Raw genomic sequence first — 15783 nt, 5'->3', positions numbered from 1 at the left:
CGGCTATGACGAAGTCCGGTGCGGGGCGGATCTTCCATGCGGTCACGGCGCTGGTGGTGCTTGCCGGGATCGTCATCCAGCTGGTCGTGACGGCGACTTCGAGCGACGGGTTCTTCCCGGACAACCCCGACCGGGTGTTCAACGTCTTCGCCTACTTCACCATCCAGTCGAACCTGCTGCTCGGCGGTACGACGCTGCTGCTGGCCCTCGGCACGGACAGCGACTCCAGGCTGTTCCGCACGCTGCGCCTCAACGGCGTGCTCTGCATCGCGGTGACCGGCATCGTCTACTGGATCGCCCTCAACCACCTGGCGAACTTCACCGGCGCCGCCGCGGTCGCGAACCTGCTGCTGCACACGATCGCGCCGATCCTCGGCGTCGTCGGTTGGCTGGTCTTCGGCCCCCGTGGGCGGACCAGCCTGGAGATCGTCGGCTGGTCGATCGTCTACCCGCTGCTCTGGTTGGTGTTCACGCTGATCCGTGGCGCGGCGATCGGTTTCTGGCCGTACCCGTTCGTCGACGCCGACGATCTCGGCTACGCAAAGGTCTTGGTCAACTGTCTGCTCGTCGCGCTACTGTTCCTGGCTCTGGCGTTCGGGGCGATGCTGCTCGACCGCCGCCTGAACAGGACCGCCGTCGAGAGGTAGACCCGTGCTGGTGACATCACGCTCGTACGCCGAGTACGAGGCGATGTTCGATCTGACCGAACTCCCCGAGTCCGTGCTCGACTGCTGCGCCGGCGGTGCCGGGTTCACCGCCGAGGCGGCCGCTCGTGGCGTCGACGCCGTCGCGGTCGACCCGGCGTACGAGCTGCCGGCCGCCGAGCTGGTCGACACGGTACGGCGCAGCCTGCCGGCCGGGTCGGGGATCGTGGACCATCACGCGGCGAGCTTCGTCTGGCACTGGTACGGGTCGCCCGAGCGCCGTGACGAGTTGCGGATCGACGCGGCCGACCGGTTCCTGACCGACGTCTCCGAGGCCCCGGACCGGTACGTGCCGGGAAGCCTGCCCGAGCTGCCGTTCCCGGACCAGCGGTTCGAGCTGGTGCTGAGCTCGCACCTGCTGTTCACGTGGGCCGAGAAGTACGACCGGGCCTGGCACCTCGCGGCGCTGAACGAGCTGATCCGGGTCTCGCGGTCGGAGGTGCGGATCTTCCCGCTGGTGAAGCAGGGCGCGGGCGATCCGGTGGAGTACCTGCCGGAGCTGCTCGAGGAGCTGGACGGCGTCCGGGCCGAGATCCGGAAGGTGCCGTACGAGTTCCAGGTCGGCGCCGACGAGATGCTGGTGCTGAGCCGCTGACGACGAGAAACGGTGGTGCCGATCCGCGATCGGCACCACCGTTCGTCGTACAGCCTCTGGACCGAGGGGGTCAGCGCAGGAAGCGGCCGCAGACCGGCCACGGCGAGGCGCCGCGCTGGGCGTACAGCTTCTTGGCGCGCATCAGCTGCTCGCCGGCCGAGGCCTGGGAGGCGACGCCGGAACCACCGACGCTGCGCCAGGTCTGGCGGTCGAACTGGAACAGACCGTGGTACTTGCCCGACGGGTTCACCGCCCGCGGGTTGCCGCCCGACTCGCACTGCGCGACCTTGCGCCAGGCCGCGCTCATCGACACGTTCGTCGACCCGCTGCTGGGCTTACGGGTCTCCGACCGGGTGGTCCGGGTCTTGCGCTCGGACTTGGCGGCCGGCTTCTTGCGCTCGGACCGTTCGGTCGAGGGCTTGGCCTTGGACCGGCGCTCGGTGACGGTGGCCTTCGGCACACCGTCGAGCTTCAGGGTCTGGCCGATCAGGATCAGGTCGGGGTTGTCGAGATTGTTCAGCTTGGCCAGCTGGTGCCAGTCGGCGCCGTTGGCCTGCGCGATCTCGGAGAGGGTGTCCCCGGCTTTCACCTTGTAGTCGGCCGCGAAGGCGGCACCTGCGCCGGCTGCCGTGATACCGACGCCGAGACCGGCGACGGACAGGGTCCGGACGATCCGGCGCGTACTTCGCCGGGGTCGGGCGTGTCGAGCTTTGGACATCAGAATCTGCTCCTCATGAGCTGGGCATGGTGAACTTTCTTGCCCGGCCGACTCAGCCGCGTGCGCACTTCCCCGAGAACCTCGCGGGCCACAAGTGCGGGGCAGCCGGCGAGACGAAGGTGGTCGTCACCTGTGCGTGAGGCTCGGATCGTCGGCGGCCGGTCACTGCCGGCGCCGTACCGGGCTCCACAGTCTGGTGAGGTACCACTCCCTTCCGGGGGTGCAGGGGACAAGCACCCGGACGACCCCGTTCGGTCACGGGACAGCGTCCGAATGGTCACGTCGAGATAACGACGCGACCGAGCCATCGTGCGCGACGGGGGAGCCGAACGCAAGGGCTGTCCGGGAATCTGCCCCGATTTTTTCTGCCCTTGAGGTTCCGAAAGTCCAACAACTGAACGGTTTCCAGGCCTGCCGCCGGCGTTCCGCGGGGTGGTTTTCCGGCCGTTTCCCAGCGCTGCCCACGGGTGAAAGTGAAGATCTGTGCGTGTCATCGCAGCAACTCGCTCGTTGTTCGAGTCACGGGCCGGGAGGGCCCGTAGGTGAGGCAAACGATTGATGGGGGCATGCGGTGATCCGAGTGGTACTCGGCCACCGCGGCACGTTGGTGCGTGGAGCACTGGCCGCGGTGCTGTCCAAGGAGTCCGACTTCGACGTGATGGCCGAGCTCGACCGGTCCGACGACGTCCTGACCTCGGTCCGGCTGCGTCCACACGTCGTGGTGCTCGATCCACAGCTGCCCGGCAAGCTCGGGATCGAGGAGCTGTGCCGCAAGCTGACCGGCCGCGGCGTACTGGTGCTGGTCGACCACGAGGCGATCGCCGCGACCAGCATGGGGCTGGTCAAGCAGGCGCCGCGGATCGGGCTGATCGCGACCGACGCGACGACCGACCAGTTCGTCCAGGCCGTGCGGGACGTGGCGAAGGGGCTGCCGGTGGTCGACGTACGGCTGGCTGTTGCCGCGCTGCGGGCCGGGGACAATCCGCTCACCGATCGTGAGTGCGAGGTGCTGCGGCAGGTGACGACGGGCGCGACGGCGCAGGAGGTCGCGCGGACACTGAGTCTGAGCGCGGGCACCGTGCGGAACTACCTGTCCCGGATCCTCGCGAAGACCGGCGCCCGGAGCCGGATCGAGGCCATCAGGAAGGCTCAGGACGCGGGCTGGATCTGAAACCTCGGGTGCGTCGGGAAGGTTTCGGCGGGGTGCCAGTGGCCCTGGAGCTCCTGGTAGAGCGGCGAGGTGTTGAGCAGGCTGGCGTGCGTGCCGAGCGCGGCGCGGTTGCCGTCCATCACGAGGATCTTCTGGGCGCGCAGCGCCGAGGTGATCCGGTGGGCGATGACGATCAGCGTGCCGCCGCGGGCCGCGAAGGCCTCCTCGGCACGACGCTCGGCCTCGGGATCGAGGAAACAGGTCGCTTCGTCCAGTACGACGAGAGCCGCGGGCGACAGGTACGCGCGGGTGAGGGCGATCAGTTGACGCTCGCCGGCTGAGAGCTCGTTGGGCTTGACCTGCGCCTGCAGGCCACCGATGCGGTCGACCAGGGCGCCGGAGCCGACGGCGTCGATCGCCTGCTGGACCTCCGACGGGGTCGCGTCAGGCAGCAGGTAGTTGAGGTTCTCCATCACGGTCGCGCTGAAGACGTACGCCTCCTGCGGGATCAGTACGCGAGTGTCGGCCGACACCGTGTGAGCCGGTACGCCGCCGAGCAGGACCTGGCCGTCGGTCGGCTGCAGCATTCCGCAGATCAGTCCAGCCAGGGTCGACTTGCCGATGCCGCTGGGACCGACCACTGCGAGGTGCTCGCCCTCGGCAACGACCAGGTTGAGGTCTTCGATGACCGGCTCGGCGGCGGGACCGTAGGCGAACGTCAGGCCGCTGGTGTGCACCTCGCAGGTGAGCGGGGTTGCGGTACGCCGGGTCGCCTCAGGTGCCTGTACCGAAAGGATGCGGCCGAGCGTGACGACGTACCGGAGTCCGCTGTCGCCGAGGGCTCCCATCACGGTGCTCAGCGCGGGCTGCAGGCCGACCAGGACGTAGGTGAGACCGCCGAGGAGCGTGCCGGTGGAGATTCCGCGGCCGACCAGCCAAGGTCCGGCGGCCAGCAGGATCAGGAGTGGGGCCCAGCCGCCGACGGCGAAGCAGAGGGTGCGGAGGGCAGCGACCCGGGCCAGGGCTCGCTCGGCATTGGCCTGGGCTTCGATGGGTCGGCCGGTGAGGTGTTCGGCGAACTCCTCCGAACCGGTGGCGGTGATGTCGCGGACTCCGCTGAAGGTCATGCCGGCGGCTGCGGCCAGGTCCTCGTCGGCTTGGAGGGACGCGCGGACCCGGTCGGCCGCGAGGCCGAGGACTGCTAGCGAGGCCAGAAAGCCAAGCAGGAAAGGCGGTACGACGAAGCCGGCGATCGCGGGGGCGAGGGAGAGCAGGCCGGCCAGGACGCCGATGAGGGTGATGGCGAAGCTGCGGACGACCAGGACGAGGCCGGCGAAGGTGTCACGGACGATCTCGACCTGGCGGTTGAGGCGCGCGACGGCGGCGGTGTCGCCGGTGTGGAGAGCGCTGCCGACCACTCGTCGTACGAGGTCGTCGCGGAGGGGTTCGACCAGCTCGCCGAGGCGGCTGTAGACCTGGCGGGCGCCGGCCGCACCAAGGCAGGCGGTGACGATCAGGCCCGCGAGCCAGGCGATGCCTTGCCAGGCGTGGCCGGCCAGGAAGCTGTCGGTGGCCTTCGCGACGGCGACACCGTAGATGGCGGTGGGGAGGATCTCCGGGATCGACCAGATCGCCAGTTTGAGAGCGGATCGGTTGCGGAGGGCAGCGACGCCGTACTGGACTTCTCGTTTCATCCGAAGACCTCGCGGTACTCCGAGAGGTGCCACAGATCGCGGTGGCGGGCGGTGGCGCGGACAGTGCCGTGGTCGAGCCAGACGACCAGGTCGGCGCGGGCCGCAGTCGCCGGGCGATGCGTGACGATCAGGCGCGTACGGCGGTGCTTGTCCTCGGTGAGGGTGCGGCTGATCTGCATCTCGGTCGCGGTGTCCAGGCTCGACGTGGCGTCGTCGAGAACCAGCAGCCGACTGGCGGACCACGCGCGGGCCAGGCCGAGGCGCTGCCGTTCGCCGCCCGACATAGGGGCCTCAGGCAACGGAGTGCGGTAGCCCCGGGGGAGGCGGCTGATGAAGTCGTGCGCGTGCGTCGCGCGGGCCGCGGCCAGCGTGCGGACGGTGCTGAGCGGGTTCGGCGAGATCGCATCGCCGATCGTCCTGCCAACCAGCGTCGGGCGCTCGAAGGCGCAGCCGACCGCGTTGCGCAGCGAGCGGCGGTGGACGGCCTGCAGCGGTACGCCGTCGAGCAGCACCTGCCCGTACGACGGATCGCGCAGTCGCGCGGCGACGGCGGCGAGCACGGACTTCCCGGCGCCGCTCGGGCCGACCACCGCGACGGTCGCGCCGCCGGGGAGGTCGAGGTTGACGTCGTACAGGAGGGTGGTGTCGTTGGCGACGACGGTGACGGCCTCGAAGCGCAGGTTGCCGGGTCCCGCGGGGAGCGGGAGCGTGCCGTGCGGCAGGGAGTCGATGGCGAAGATCTCGCTCGCGCGGCGGACCCCGGCTTTGGCGCGGGCGATCTCGCCGATGACGCCGGTGAGGCTGCCGAGGCCGGCGCCGAGTACGGCGTACTGGCCGGCGGCGAAGAGTTCGCCGGCGGTGATGCGGCCTTCGACGAGTTGCAGGCCGCCGACGGCGAGGACTGCGACGAGGACGAGCGGGCCGACGATCGCGGCCTGGGCGCCGGAGCGGGCGAGGACCTTCCAGGTGAGCAGGCCGTGTCTGTGGAGCTCGGGGAGGAGGGTGAGGATGCGGCGCTCTTCGCGGGCCGTCGTGCCGGCGGCGAGGATCGTGCGGATGCCGGTGAGCGCCTCGGTGAGGCGGCCGGCCAGCTGGCCCTGGGTTTCGGAGTAGGCGAGGCTGATCTGCGCCGTTCGGCGGGCGAAGACCAGGAGTACGCCGATGACGAGCAGGACACCGCCGAAGAAGGCCGCGGCGAGCCAGGGGTCGATGAGGGCGAGCAGGACGAGGCTGCCTGCCGAGGGAATGACCGCGGCGAACGCGCTGACGAGTGCCGGGCCGGCTTGGGCGGCGTCGACCGCGTTGCCGGAGACGCGGCTGACGAGGTCGCCGGTCTCGTGGTTGCGGGTGCCTTCGGGACCGCCGCGGACGACGTGCTGGACGAGTCCGTGGCGCAGCCAGGCCGTCGTACCGGCGACGGAGGCGGTGCCGGCGAAGACGTCGACCAGCGAGCAGATGATGCCTGCGGCAACCAGTACGGCGGCGATCGTGAACCACTGCTGGTAGCCGTGACCGGCGACGATCGCGTCGACGGAGTGGCCGAGGACGGAGGGGAGTGCGAGCGCGACGCAGCTGCCGCCCACGGAGGTGAGGGCGATGACCGGGAGCCACTTGCCGCCGTGGCGGACGACGTCACCGAACGCCAGGCTCATCGCAACTGCCTGTCGAGGAACGCGAGCATGTCGGCGGCGAGCGTGATTCCCTTGCCCGCGCCACCGGAGGCGTGGCCGGAGTCAGCATCTGTTCTCAGCAGTACCGGATTGTTGGAAACATGCTGAAGAGCAGCGCACATCTTCCTTGCGTGCAAGGGATCGACGCGGGTGTCGTTGGCGAAGGTCGTGAAGAGAACGGCTGGGTAGTCCTGGGCTGAGACCTGGTGATAGGGCGAGTAGCTCAGCAATGTCTTCAGCTGCACGGGATCCGAGGCCGAGCCGAACTCCGGCACCCAGCGTGCGCCGAGACCGGTCAGCTCGTAGCGGGCCATGTCCAGCAAGGGCGCTGAGCAGACGGCGGCGGCGAAGAGGTCGGGGCGTTGGGTGATGACGGCGCCGACCAGCAGGCCGCCGTTGGATTCTCCACAGGCGGCGAGCTGGGACGGAGTGGTCCAGCCTTCGGCGATCAAGTGCTCGGCTGCCGCCAGGAAGTCGTCGATGACGTTCTGCTTCTGGTCGAGGATGCCGGCCCGGTGCCAGTCGTGGCCGCGTTCGCCGCCGCCGCGCAGGGTGGCGGTGACGAAGACGCCGCCGGCCTCGACCCAGGCCAGGGCGAAGGCGGAGTACGTCGGGGTGAGCGACTGCCCGAAACCGCCGTACCCGTAGAGGATCGTCGGCCGTGGGCCGGACCCCGGACCCGCGATGACGAGCAGCTCGAGCGCGGTGCCGTCGGCGGACTCGAACGGGACGGGCGTCGCGGTCGCCTCGACGGTCGGAGCGGCGCCGGGCGCGGGGGACCAGAGCTTGGTCTCAGCCGTCAGGGCGTCGTACGAGTAGATCGCTGCGGGCGTGACGCTGTCCGTGTAGGAGAACCAGGCTTCTTGGCCACCGAGCGGGCGGGTGGTCAGCGAGCCGACCGAGCCGCGGCCGGGCAGCGGGACGTCGCCGAGGTAGCGGCCGGTGACCAGGTCGTGGATGGCGATCTCGCCGATCGTGCCGCGGGTGCGGCCCACGAGCACGACCTTGTCGAGCACGGCCAGGCTGCTCAGCGGGGCGTCGGGATCGGCGGGGACGTAGTCGTGCCAGACCAGCGGGTTCTCCGGGTCGCCGACGCAGATCCGGCCGGTCGGCGCGTCCTGCGTCGTGACGACGTACAGGCGTCCGTCGTGGCCGACCGACATCAACGTGATCGCGTCGCCCGCGACCTCGAGCGGTTGCGGCGCACCGCCCGCTCGGAGATCCGCGAGCCACAGATCGTTGGTGGTCCCGTGCGCAGCGGAGATCGTCAGCCAGCGGCCGTCGGCGCTGAGATCCAGCCCGTACGACGCTTCGTCGGCGAGGACTCGCTGGTCCGACCCGCCGACCGTGTGGAGCAGTACCTGGCGGAATCGCACGTAGTAGAAGGACTTTCCGTCCGGCAGCCAGGCGATCGGGGAGTAGCGGCAACCGTCGATCGGCTCTTCGGCCAACGCGCCGGTCGCGACGTCGAGCACGTGCAGCACGGACTGCTCGGAGCCGCCGCGCGAGATCTGGAAGGCGACCAGCGACCCGTCCGGCGATGGTTGCCAGGAGTCCAGCGTGGTCAGCCCGCTCGGGTCGAGCTTCGCGGGGTCCAGCAGTTCGACGCCGTCGACGCTGAGGACCGGGTGCTCCTGCCGCGGCTCACGGCGTACGACGAAACAACGGTCACCGCGCCAGACCGGCGTGGAGACGGAACCGACCGCGGACAAGGCCTTCACGCGGCTGCGGAACGCGTAGCGGGTGGGCAGCGAACCGGCGTACGCGAGCCAGAGCTCGTCCTGCGCGGCCTGCCACTGCTGGGTCTGCTCGCTCGACGCGTCCTCGAGCCAGCGGTAGGGGTCGGCGACGCTCTGCCCGTGCAACTGCTCGACGAGCGCGAGCCGTTCGGCGTACGGATAGTCCATGGTCGCCTCCACAACGAAGGTCGGCCCGGGGTGGGAGTTGCCGCCCACCCCGGGCCTTCGGAAACCTCGAAAAGCTGGGGTCCGATCAGTGGCAGAGCAGAAGGCTCAGGTTGCTCGGACGCTGGGAACCGCAGCCCAGCACGGTCAGCGTGGAGCCGCCGTGGTGGTGCCCGCCGTGACCGTAGCCCGGGGTTTCCAGACCCTGAAGGTCGAGAAGTGCCATGTGTTTACACCTCCTTCGGAGGAAGTCGTAGGGACAGAGACTCGGACCACTGGGGAGGTCCGAGGAACGGGAGGGAGACCGGCCGCTCGTGCAGCGCGGTTCCCAGAGCCAGCAGGACGCCGGCGGATCCGGTGGCCAGGTCCGTCGAGAGACGGAGCAACTGGTTGCCCGGGAAGATCAGTCCACCCTCGAACGGCAGCGCGTGCCAGCCGAGTCCGCGGACCAGGTCGTCGGTGCTGTCGCCCAGCTCGGCGGCAGCCAGCAGCAGTCCGGCGCGACCCATCAGGAGGCCGGGCTGCACGTAGTAGGAGCAGCGGGTGACCAGGCGGAGGGCGGCCAGTTCGGCGGCCAGCTCCTCGTCCGGTCGGTGCTGCAGGTAGCGGCTGAGGACCAGCGCGATCCCGGCCGAGCCCTCCTCCAGGTAGGGCAGCGAGCGCCAGCCCTGGTTCACCTGGAGCATGCCCTCCGGCGTACGGACGCAGCGGCGCAGATCCTGCCTCAGCGCGGTCTCCGCGAAGTCGAGCAGGCCGGTGTCGCCGGTCCGCTCGTACGCGGTGATGAAGAGCAGCGCCGGACCGGACGAGCCGTACATGAGCCCGGCTCGCGGCTTCCCCTCACCACTCAGCTCCGGTACGTCGGTGACGTCGCCGAGCCGGTCCGCGACCAGGTCGAGCACGCGGGTCGCCGTGCTGTTGAGACTCGGCTCGCTTGCGGAGAAGTGCATCAGGTTGAGCCCGACGCCGGCGAGGCCCGAGTGCAGGCCCAGTTCGCGGCTGTCGAAGTCGTCGGCCAGGGTCAGCTCGATCGCGTCGAGTGCGTCTTGGCGGTGCCCGAGCTCGTCGAGGACGTGCGCGACACCGTGCAGTCCGTCGTACAGGCCGGGGCCGATCTCGGTCGTCGTGGCGTGCTGACGCAGCCAGTCCTCGTACGCCGGGAAGCGGCCCGCTTCGGTCTTCGCCAGTGCGTAGAGCACGCCGGCCGCGCCGGTCGCGAGGTTGATCCCGCCGCCGGGGTGGAACTGCGCGATGTCGCCGGGGAACAGCCGGTCGTCCCGCTCCGGCGTCGCGCTGGCCACGATCGCCTTGGTGATCGAGTCGCGGACGTCGGTCCAGGGTGCCCGACCGGGCAGCGGCAGCGCCGCCATCTCGGCGTCCTCGGTGAGGTCCTTGCCGACGATCGTCCGTACGGCGGTGTCGAGTGTTGCCCTCGGCACCGGGAAGGTCTCGGCGATCATGTCGGCGAGCTGGAAAGCCTTGCCAGGATGGAGATGCAGCAACATCGTTGCCTGCGGCGCGAACAGGCCGAGCGCGATGCAGGCCAGCGCGTACAGGTCGACGTCCGGGCCCTGGCGGTCGCCGGGCGCCGCGTAGCCCGGGTGGGCGAGCGCGGACCGCGCCTTGTCCTCGGCCAGCGTCGCGACCTCGAAGTCGATCAGGACGAGGCGGTCGCCGGTGCTCAGCAGCACGTTGTCCGGGTGCAGGTCGCAGAAGACGACTCCGCGGCCGTGCAGCTCACCGACCGCGCGCTGGACGTCGCCGACCATCTTGGTCGCCCACGCGGCGTACTCGGTGAGCTCGGCCTCGGACGCGTCCGGGCGGGTCAGCGGGTAACGGCGTACGAGCTCACGCTGGAGAGGGTTCGCGTCGACGAATTCCTGGACCAGGAAGTGGTGGTCGCCGAGGGTGAAGTAGTCGTGCACCCGCGGGACGACGTCGAGACCGTCGAGGCGCTGCAGGATGTCGCGCTCGTGACCGATCCGGGCGACCGCGTCGCGGCCGGACATGTCCAGCCCGGCGTACGGCCGGCCTTCCTTGAGCACGACCTTGGCCTGGGTCTCGTTGTGGTGGCCGAGGTAGACGCCGCCGCCGTTGGAGAACTGGATGACGCCCTCGATCGTGTACGCGAGGTCGTTGGTGGTGACCGCGTTGCGGGCGTCGAGATGCGTCTGCAGGAACGACGGCAGCGTGATCCACGGCGGGGTGCTGAAGGTCGGGCTGCGGTGGTCCGGAACCAGCTGGCCGCGGTCGTCCTCGAGGGCCAGGACGCGTTCACCGGCGGGGTCGAGGGTGTAGCGGCTGACGAAGGCGCCGTACCGGACGAACAGCGGGCCCTCGGCGTACCGGAGGTCGCTCAGGATGTACGGGCCCTGGACGCCGTCGAGCAGGTCGTCGAGCTCCTTGAGGGTCAGCTCGAGCTGCGCCTCGTCGGTCGGGTAGATGGTGACGAGCTTGCCGCTCGAACCGCGCGGGGCGGACTTCGAGTTCACCATCACCAGGACCGGCTCGTTGCGCAGGAACTTGAATGCGATGCCGCGGGGGACGCAGTAGTCCCAGACGAGCTCGAGCGTTCGCTCGGCGTCGGCGAGACCGGCCGAGACGTGGATCTTCCAGCCCTGGGCCGGCAGCTCCAGGTCGCTCGGCGCGTAGTGCATCCACATCTCGCCGGGGACGTGCTCCCAGCCGGCCGGGATCTCCCGGGAGGCGAGTGCGAAGTCGGGCTGACCTTCCGCGGTGGAGGGAGAGTCGTAGAAACGCCGGTCGGCCAGGCAGTACAGCTCGTAACTTTCCATGGCGGTTCGATCCCCCTCTCTCGTGGTTGCCCCGGAGAATCTTGGGCGGGGGGAGAGGGGTCGGCGTAGTGCATGACGTCATCAGTCGACTGTGAAGAACTCATGTGCTACGAGTGAGTAAGTAAACACTCTTCGTTACGTCGACGTCACTTTGAGCGGGGAAAGCACTGTTACATCATGTCGATGCGTGCCAGCCAGGTAACACCGCGTAACTTTGCATGGATTTGATCGTGAGAGTGGTCTAGGTCGCATTTCGGTGTTGTTGGCTCGCGAAGTACGCGACCTTCCGGGCGCGCATCACCTCGCCCAACGGACGGTGCTCGGCCTTCGCGTTCCACGGGTCGAAGACGGCCGCCTCGACCTCCGCGGCGAACTCCTCGTCCGGCTTCTGCCGGCCGATCGTCAGCCGGCCGACGGTCTCGTACGGCGCCGCCCAGGCGACCGAGGCGTCCTCGATCGGGGTGCTCTGCTCGTCGACGAAGAACTGCACCTGGACGTCGTAGTCGAGCGGGTCGCCGGCCAGCCGGTCGTACACGTCTGCGGCCCAGTCGTCCGCTCCCGGGTTGGGGTAGCCGGCCAGGGCGCGGAGCCGCACGCGTGCGGCGTACGGGCCGAAGGAGATGGGAGCGGCGCTGAAGAAGTCCTGGGTGGCGAAGCCGGAGAACGGTTCCTTGAGTGCGGTCGCGACGGCCTTGAGGCGGGGGATCAGTGCGGGCTTCTTGATCAGCGAGCCCAGCAGCTGCCCCTTGGTCTGCCCGGCGGTGGTGACGATCGTGCTGAACTCCTCGCTGGTCGCCGAGCTGAACCGCTCGTGGTTGATCAGCGCGAAGTCCTGGCTCACGGCCTCCCCGCCGAGCGCTCCCGGCCCGCTTACCCCGAGCACCTTCAGTGAGAATCCACGAATGTCCGGTACGACGTCGGCCGCGCGGTTGAACCCGCCGTTCGACAGCCGCACCCACACGTCGTACTTGTCCGGCACCCGGAACAACCCCTGCCGCGCGTACTCCGGCAGATCCCCCGGCACCGTCAAGGTCGCCCGCAGCGCCGCCACCTGCTTGCGGTGCAACGCCCGCCCGTTCCCGTACTTGTCCGACTTCCGGGCCTGCATCGCGACGAACAGTTCCCCCTGCCGCCGGTGGCGCTCCGCCTCGTCCGCCCCGACCACTTCCCGCCACCCGACACTCGGCACGCTCACAACGCTCCCCATCCGACGACGACCCCGGTCGCTCCAGTATCCGTCGTCAACGCTGTTGCATCAGGCAACAACCCCTCCCGGAGCTTCCCGCGCCGCCCCGGACGTCTCTTTGAGCACCGTTCAGCCACGGAATCGGTGAATTCGTGGCTGAACGGTGCTCAAAGTGGACTTTTGCGGCGGGTGGTGGGGGAGTCAGCTCGGGTAGGTCTGGGTTTCGGTGGCTTTGAGGGTGGCCCAGAGGGGGCGGCCGGGGGTGAGGGAGAGCTCGGCGACGGCCGCTGGGGTGACGTCCGTCAGGAGGTTGGTGGGAGCTGACGAGCCTTCGGCGGGGGTGAGACGGACCCGGACAGTGTGGGCGTGTTGTTCGACGCTGGTGACGACGACCGGCCAGGTGTTGCGGGGGCTGCCGGTGGGGTGGTCGGGGTAGAGGCTGATCGCGGACGGCGGGAACGCGACGTGGACCCGGCCGGTGGCCGGGGTGGCGATGGCGACCTTGCCGCCGTCGGTCAGGTGGACTGTGGTGCCGTCCGCCGTGCCTCGGTAGAGGTTGAGGCCGACCAGCTGGGCCACGTAGTCGGTGCGCGGGCGGTGGGCCACCTCGCTCGGGCTGCCCTGCTGGACGACTTCGCCGTTCTCGATGATGACGAGGCGGTCGGCCAGGACCATCGCGTCCAGAGGGTCGTGGGTGACCAGAAGAGTGCGGCCCTCGTACCGGTCGAGATGCTGGCCCAGTTCGGCGCGGATGTGGAGGGTGGTGCCGGCGTCCAGGGCGGACAGCGGTTCGTCCAGCAGGAGCAGCTCGGGCTGAGTGGCGAGCGCCCGGGCGAGGGCGACGCGCTGCGCCTGTCCGCCGGAGAGGGATCGGGGTCGCGACTTGGCCTGGTCGGTCAGGCCGACGGTCTCCAGCCACTGGGCGGCCTCGGCGCGGGCGGTGCGCTTGTCGACGCCACGGGCGCGTAGACCGAAGGCCACGTTCTCGAGCGCGCTCAGGTGGTTGAAGAGCAGGTAGTCCTGGAAGACGACGCCGATCGGGCGCTGGTCGGCGGACAGGAACGTCCGCGGCGGCTCGTCCCAGACCTTGCCGTCGAGGGTGATCCGCCCGCCGTCGACGGGCAGCAGGCCGGCGATCGCGCGCAGGGCGGTGGTCTTGCCCGCGCCGTTCGGACCGAGGACGGCGACGACCTCGCCGGGTTCGACGGTCAGGTCCAGCGCCAGTTCGAAGCCGGTACGACGTACGTGCAGGTCCGCGCGCAGGGTCATCGCAGACCACTGATCCAGCGCTCGCGCAGGCTGGCGAGGACGACGACCGACACGATCAGCAGCACGATGCTCAGCACGACGGCGACGTCGGGGTCGGTCTCCAGCGCGAGGTAGACGGCCAGCGGCATCGTCGTCGTACGGCCTGGGAAGTTGCCCGCGAACGTGATCGTGGCGCCGAACTCCCCGAGCGCGCGGGCCCAACAGAGGACGGCGCCCGCGACGATGCCCGGCGCGATGGACGGCAGCGTGACGCGCCGGAAGGTCAGCCAGCGCCCGGCGCCGAGCGTCGCGGCGGCTTCTTCGTAGCGCGGGTCGGCCGCCCGGAGTGCGCCTTCGACGGAGATCACCAGGAACGGCATCGCGACGAACGCCTCGGCGACGATCACGCCGGCGGTGGTGAAGGGGAGGGAGAAGCCGAACCAGAGGTCCAGCCGCTCACCGATCAGGCCGCGGCGGCCGAGGACGAGCAGCAGCGCGACACCACCGACGACCGGTGGGAGTACCAACGGGACCGTCACCAGAGCGCGAAGGAGGCCGCGGCCCGGGAGCTCGGCGCGGGCGAGCAGCCAGGCCAGTGGGATGCCGAGGAAGAGGCAGATCACCGTCGCTGCGCTGGCGCAGAGCAACGACAGCCGGAGGGCCTGGCCGACCTCGGCGCTGAAGAGGCGGGACGGAAGCGTCGACCAGGGAGCCTCGGCGAGCAGGCCGATCAGGGGGACCAGCAGGAAGGCGAGCCCGAGGAGTGCCGGCAGGACGAGGACCAGCGGCAACCGGCCGCCGGTCCGTCGCCTGCGGCGGATGCTCATGGAGCGATCCTGCCGCAGGCGATCCTGCCGCCGCGAACTCACGGAGCGTCGAAGCCCGCCGCGGTGAGGACCTTCGTACCGTCGGCCGACAGCACGAAGTCGACGAACGCCTTGGCGCCGTCGGCATTTGGGGCCTTGGTCAGCGTCGCGATCGGGTACTCGTTGACCGCCTGCGCGGACTCCGGGAACTCGATCCCCTCGACCTTGTCCTTCGCAGCCAGGACGTCGGTCTTGTAGACCAGCGCCGCGTCGACCTCACCGAGGCTGACCTTGGTCAGCGCGGCCTTCACGTCCCGCTCGAGGCTGTCGGGCTGCGGCGTGAGCTTGGCCGCGGCGAACACCTTCTGCGCGGCCGCGCCGCACGGCACCTGCTCGGCGCAGAGCGCGATCTTCCGGTTCTTGTCGGTGAAGTCCTTCAGCCCGGTGATCTTGCCCGGGTTGCCCTTCGGTACGGCGATCTCCAGCACGTTCTTCACGAACGTCGTCGCGGTCCCCTTGTCGGTCACCTGGTCCATGTTCTTCGGTGCCGCCGACGCGAACACGTCGGCCGGAGCGCCCTGGTTGATCTGCGTCGCCAGGGCCGAGCTGCCGGCGAAGTTGAAGACCACCTTGACGCCCGGGTGCGCGGCCTCGAAGTCCTTGCCGAGCTGGGTGAAGGTCCCGGTCAGCGACGCGGCCGCGAAGACGTTCACCGTGCCCGAGATCGCGGCGCTGCTGCTCGCGCCGGCCGACGCGGACGGCGAGGAGTCCGCCGGGGTGTCGTCGCCGCAGGCGGCCAGGCCGAGCGCGACGGTCGCGGTGAGCGCAACGGCGAGGGCTCGGCGGGTGAAGCTGGTACGGCGGAACATCTAGACCTCCGGGATCTCGACGACTACGTGGGTGGACTTGATCGAGGCGACGGCGACCACACCGGGCTCCAGGCCGAGCTCGTCGGCCGCCTCGCGGCTCATCAGCGAGACGACCCGGAACGGTCCGGCCTGCATCTCGACCTGCGCCATCACGCCGTCCTTGACGACGCGGGTGACGATGCCGCGCATCCGGTTGCGGGCCGACGCGGCGGTCGTCGTACCGGGCTCCGGTGAGTCGGCGAGCTCCTGGGCGAACACCGCCAGCGCCCGGCCGTCCACAGCCATCCGCCCGCCCTGCTCGGTGGCCGGAAGCCGCTTGTTGTCGATCCAGCGCCGCACGGTGTCATCACTGACTCCGAGTAGCGCGGCCGCCTCACTGATCCGCAAATTCGGCATGAAGGACACTCTAGAGCCGCAGGTGCGGCAACCCGCTCTGCTTTTCCG

General features: G+C 69.9%; 14 protein-coding genes. 3 read left to right on the top strand and 11 right to left on the bottom strand.

Annotated elements, in window-relative coordinates:
- Positions 1 to 5 precede the first annotated feature (5 nt).
- Positions 6 to 647, top strand: coding sequence for a Pr6Pr family membrane protein (locus ACYVIO_RS02810; RefSeq protein WP_460649041.1), 642 nt, complete (start codon positions 6 to 8; stop codon positions 645 to 647).
- Positions 648 to 657: 10 nt separating this feature from the next.
- Positions 658 to 1299, top strand: a complete 642-nt coding sequence (locus ACYVIO_RS02805) for a class I SAM-dependent methyltransferase (protein WP_460649040.1) — start codon at positions 658 to 660, stop codon at positions 1297 to 1299.
- Positions 1300 to 1369: 70 nt separating this feature from the next.
- On the opposite strand, the gene ACYVIO_RS02800 is transcribed toward ACYVIO_RS02805, so the two are convergent.
- Positions 1370 to 2017, bottom strand: coding sequence for a transglycosylase family protein (locus ACYVIO_RS02800; RefSeq protein ID WP_460649039.1), 648 nt, complete (start codon positions 2015 to 2017; stop codon positions 1370 to 1372).
- 571 nt (positions 2018 to 2588) lie between these two features.
- Here ACYVIO_RS02800 and ACYVIO_RS02795 point away from each other — a divergent pair.
- Positions 2589 to 3188: a response regulator transcription factor gene (locus tag ACYVIO_RS02795; protein WP_460649038.1), complete on the top strand. Its 600-nt coding sequence runs from the start codon at positions 2589 to 2591 to the stop codon at positions 3186 to 3188.
- Here the strand turns inward: ACYVIO_RS02795 and ACYVIO_RS02790 are convergent.
- The 10 genes from ACYVIO_RS02790 to ACYVIO_RS02745 form a co-directional block, all read right to left on the bottom strand.
- Positions 3167 to 4861, bottom strand: coding sequence for an ABC transporter ATP-binding protein (locus tag ACYVIO_RS02790; RefSeq protein ID WP_460649037.1), 1695 nt, complete (start codon positions 4859 to 4861; stop codon positions 3167 to 3169). The genes ACYVIO_RS02795 and ACYVIO_RS02790 overlap by 22 nt on opposite strands.
- Positions 4858 to 6513 (bottom strand): ABC transporter ATP-binding protein, encoded by a 1656-nt coding sequence (locus tag ACYVIO_RS02785; protein ID WP_460649036.1) that lies wholly within the window; start codon positions 6511 to 6513, stop codon positions 4858 to 4860. The genes ACYVIO_RS02790 and ACYVIO_RS02785 overlap by 4 nt, the downstream gene beginning before the upstream one ends.
- Positions 6510 to 8438: a prolyl oligopeptidase family serine peptidase gene (locus tag ACYVIO_RS02780; protein WP_460649035.1), complete on the bottom strand. Its 1929-nt coding sequence runs from the start codon at positions 8436 to 8438 to the stop codon at positions 6510 to 6512. The genes ACYVIO_RS02785 and ACYVIO_RS02780 overlap by 4 nt, the downstream gene beginning before the upstream one ends.
- An 85-nt stretch (positions 8439 to 8523) precedes the next feature.
- Positions 8524 to 8661 carry a SapB/AmfS family lanthipeptide gene (locus ACYVIO_RS02775; protein WP_012924049.1) on the bottom strand — a complete coding sequence of 46 codons (138 nt, stop codon included), beginning with the start codon at positions 8659 to 8661 and terminating at the stop codon, positions 8524 to 8526.
- Positions 8662 to 8665: 4 nt separating this feature from the next.
- Complete coding sequence (gene lanKC, locus ACYVIO_RS02770; protein WP_460649034.1) at positions 8666 to 11230, bottom strand: class III lanthionine synthetase LanKC; 2565 nt, start codon at positions 11228 to 11230, stop codon at positions 8666 to 8668.
- Between the two features lie 241 nt (positions 11231 to 11471).
- Complete coding sequence (locus tag ACYVIO_RS02765; protein ID WP_460649033.1) at positions 11472 to 12425, bottom strand: catalase family protein; 954 nt, start codon at positions 12423 to 12425, stop codon at positions 11472 to 11474.
- A gap of 192 nt (positions 12426 to 12617) precedes the next feature.
- Positions 12618 to 13685, bottom strand: coding sequence for an ABC transporter ATP-binding protein (locus tag ACYVIO_RS02760; protein ID WP_460649032.1), 1068 nt, complete (start codon positions 13683 to 13685; stop codon positions 12618 to 12620).
- Positions 13682 to 14491, bottom strand: coding sequence for a molybdate ABC transporter permease subunit (gene modB / locus ACYVIO_RS02755; RefSeq protein ID WP_460649031.1), 810 nt, complete (start codon positions 14489 to 14491; stop codon positions 13682 to 13684). Before modB ends, ACYVIO_RS02760 begins: the two co-directional genes overlap by 4 nt.
- A gap of 38 nt (positions 14492 to 14529) precedes the next feature.
- Positions 14530 to 15339, bottom strand: coding sequence for a molybdate ABC transporter substrate-binding protein (modA, locus tag ACYVIO_RS02750; RefSeq protein ID WP_460649030.1), 810 nt, complete (start codon positions 15337 to 15339; stop codon positions 14530 to 14532).
- Positions 15340 to 15735 carry a TOBE domain-containing protein gene (locus ACYVIO_RS02745; protein ID WP_460649029.1) on the bottom strand — a complete coding sequence of 132 codons (396 nt, stop codon included), beginning with the start codon at positions 15733 to 15735 and terminating at the stop codon, positions 15340 to 15342. It abuts the gene before it with no gap.
- Between the last annotated feature and the right edge of the window lie 48 nt (positions 15736 to 15783).

It is taken from the genome of Kribbella endophytica, from assembly GCF_054781295.1.
The sequence above is the reverse complement of the archived record's forward strand: the minus strand, read 5'-3'. Positions and strand labels throughout refer to the sequence as shown.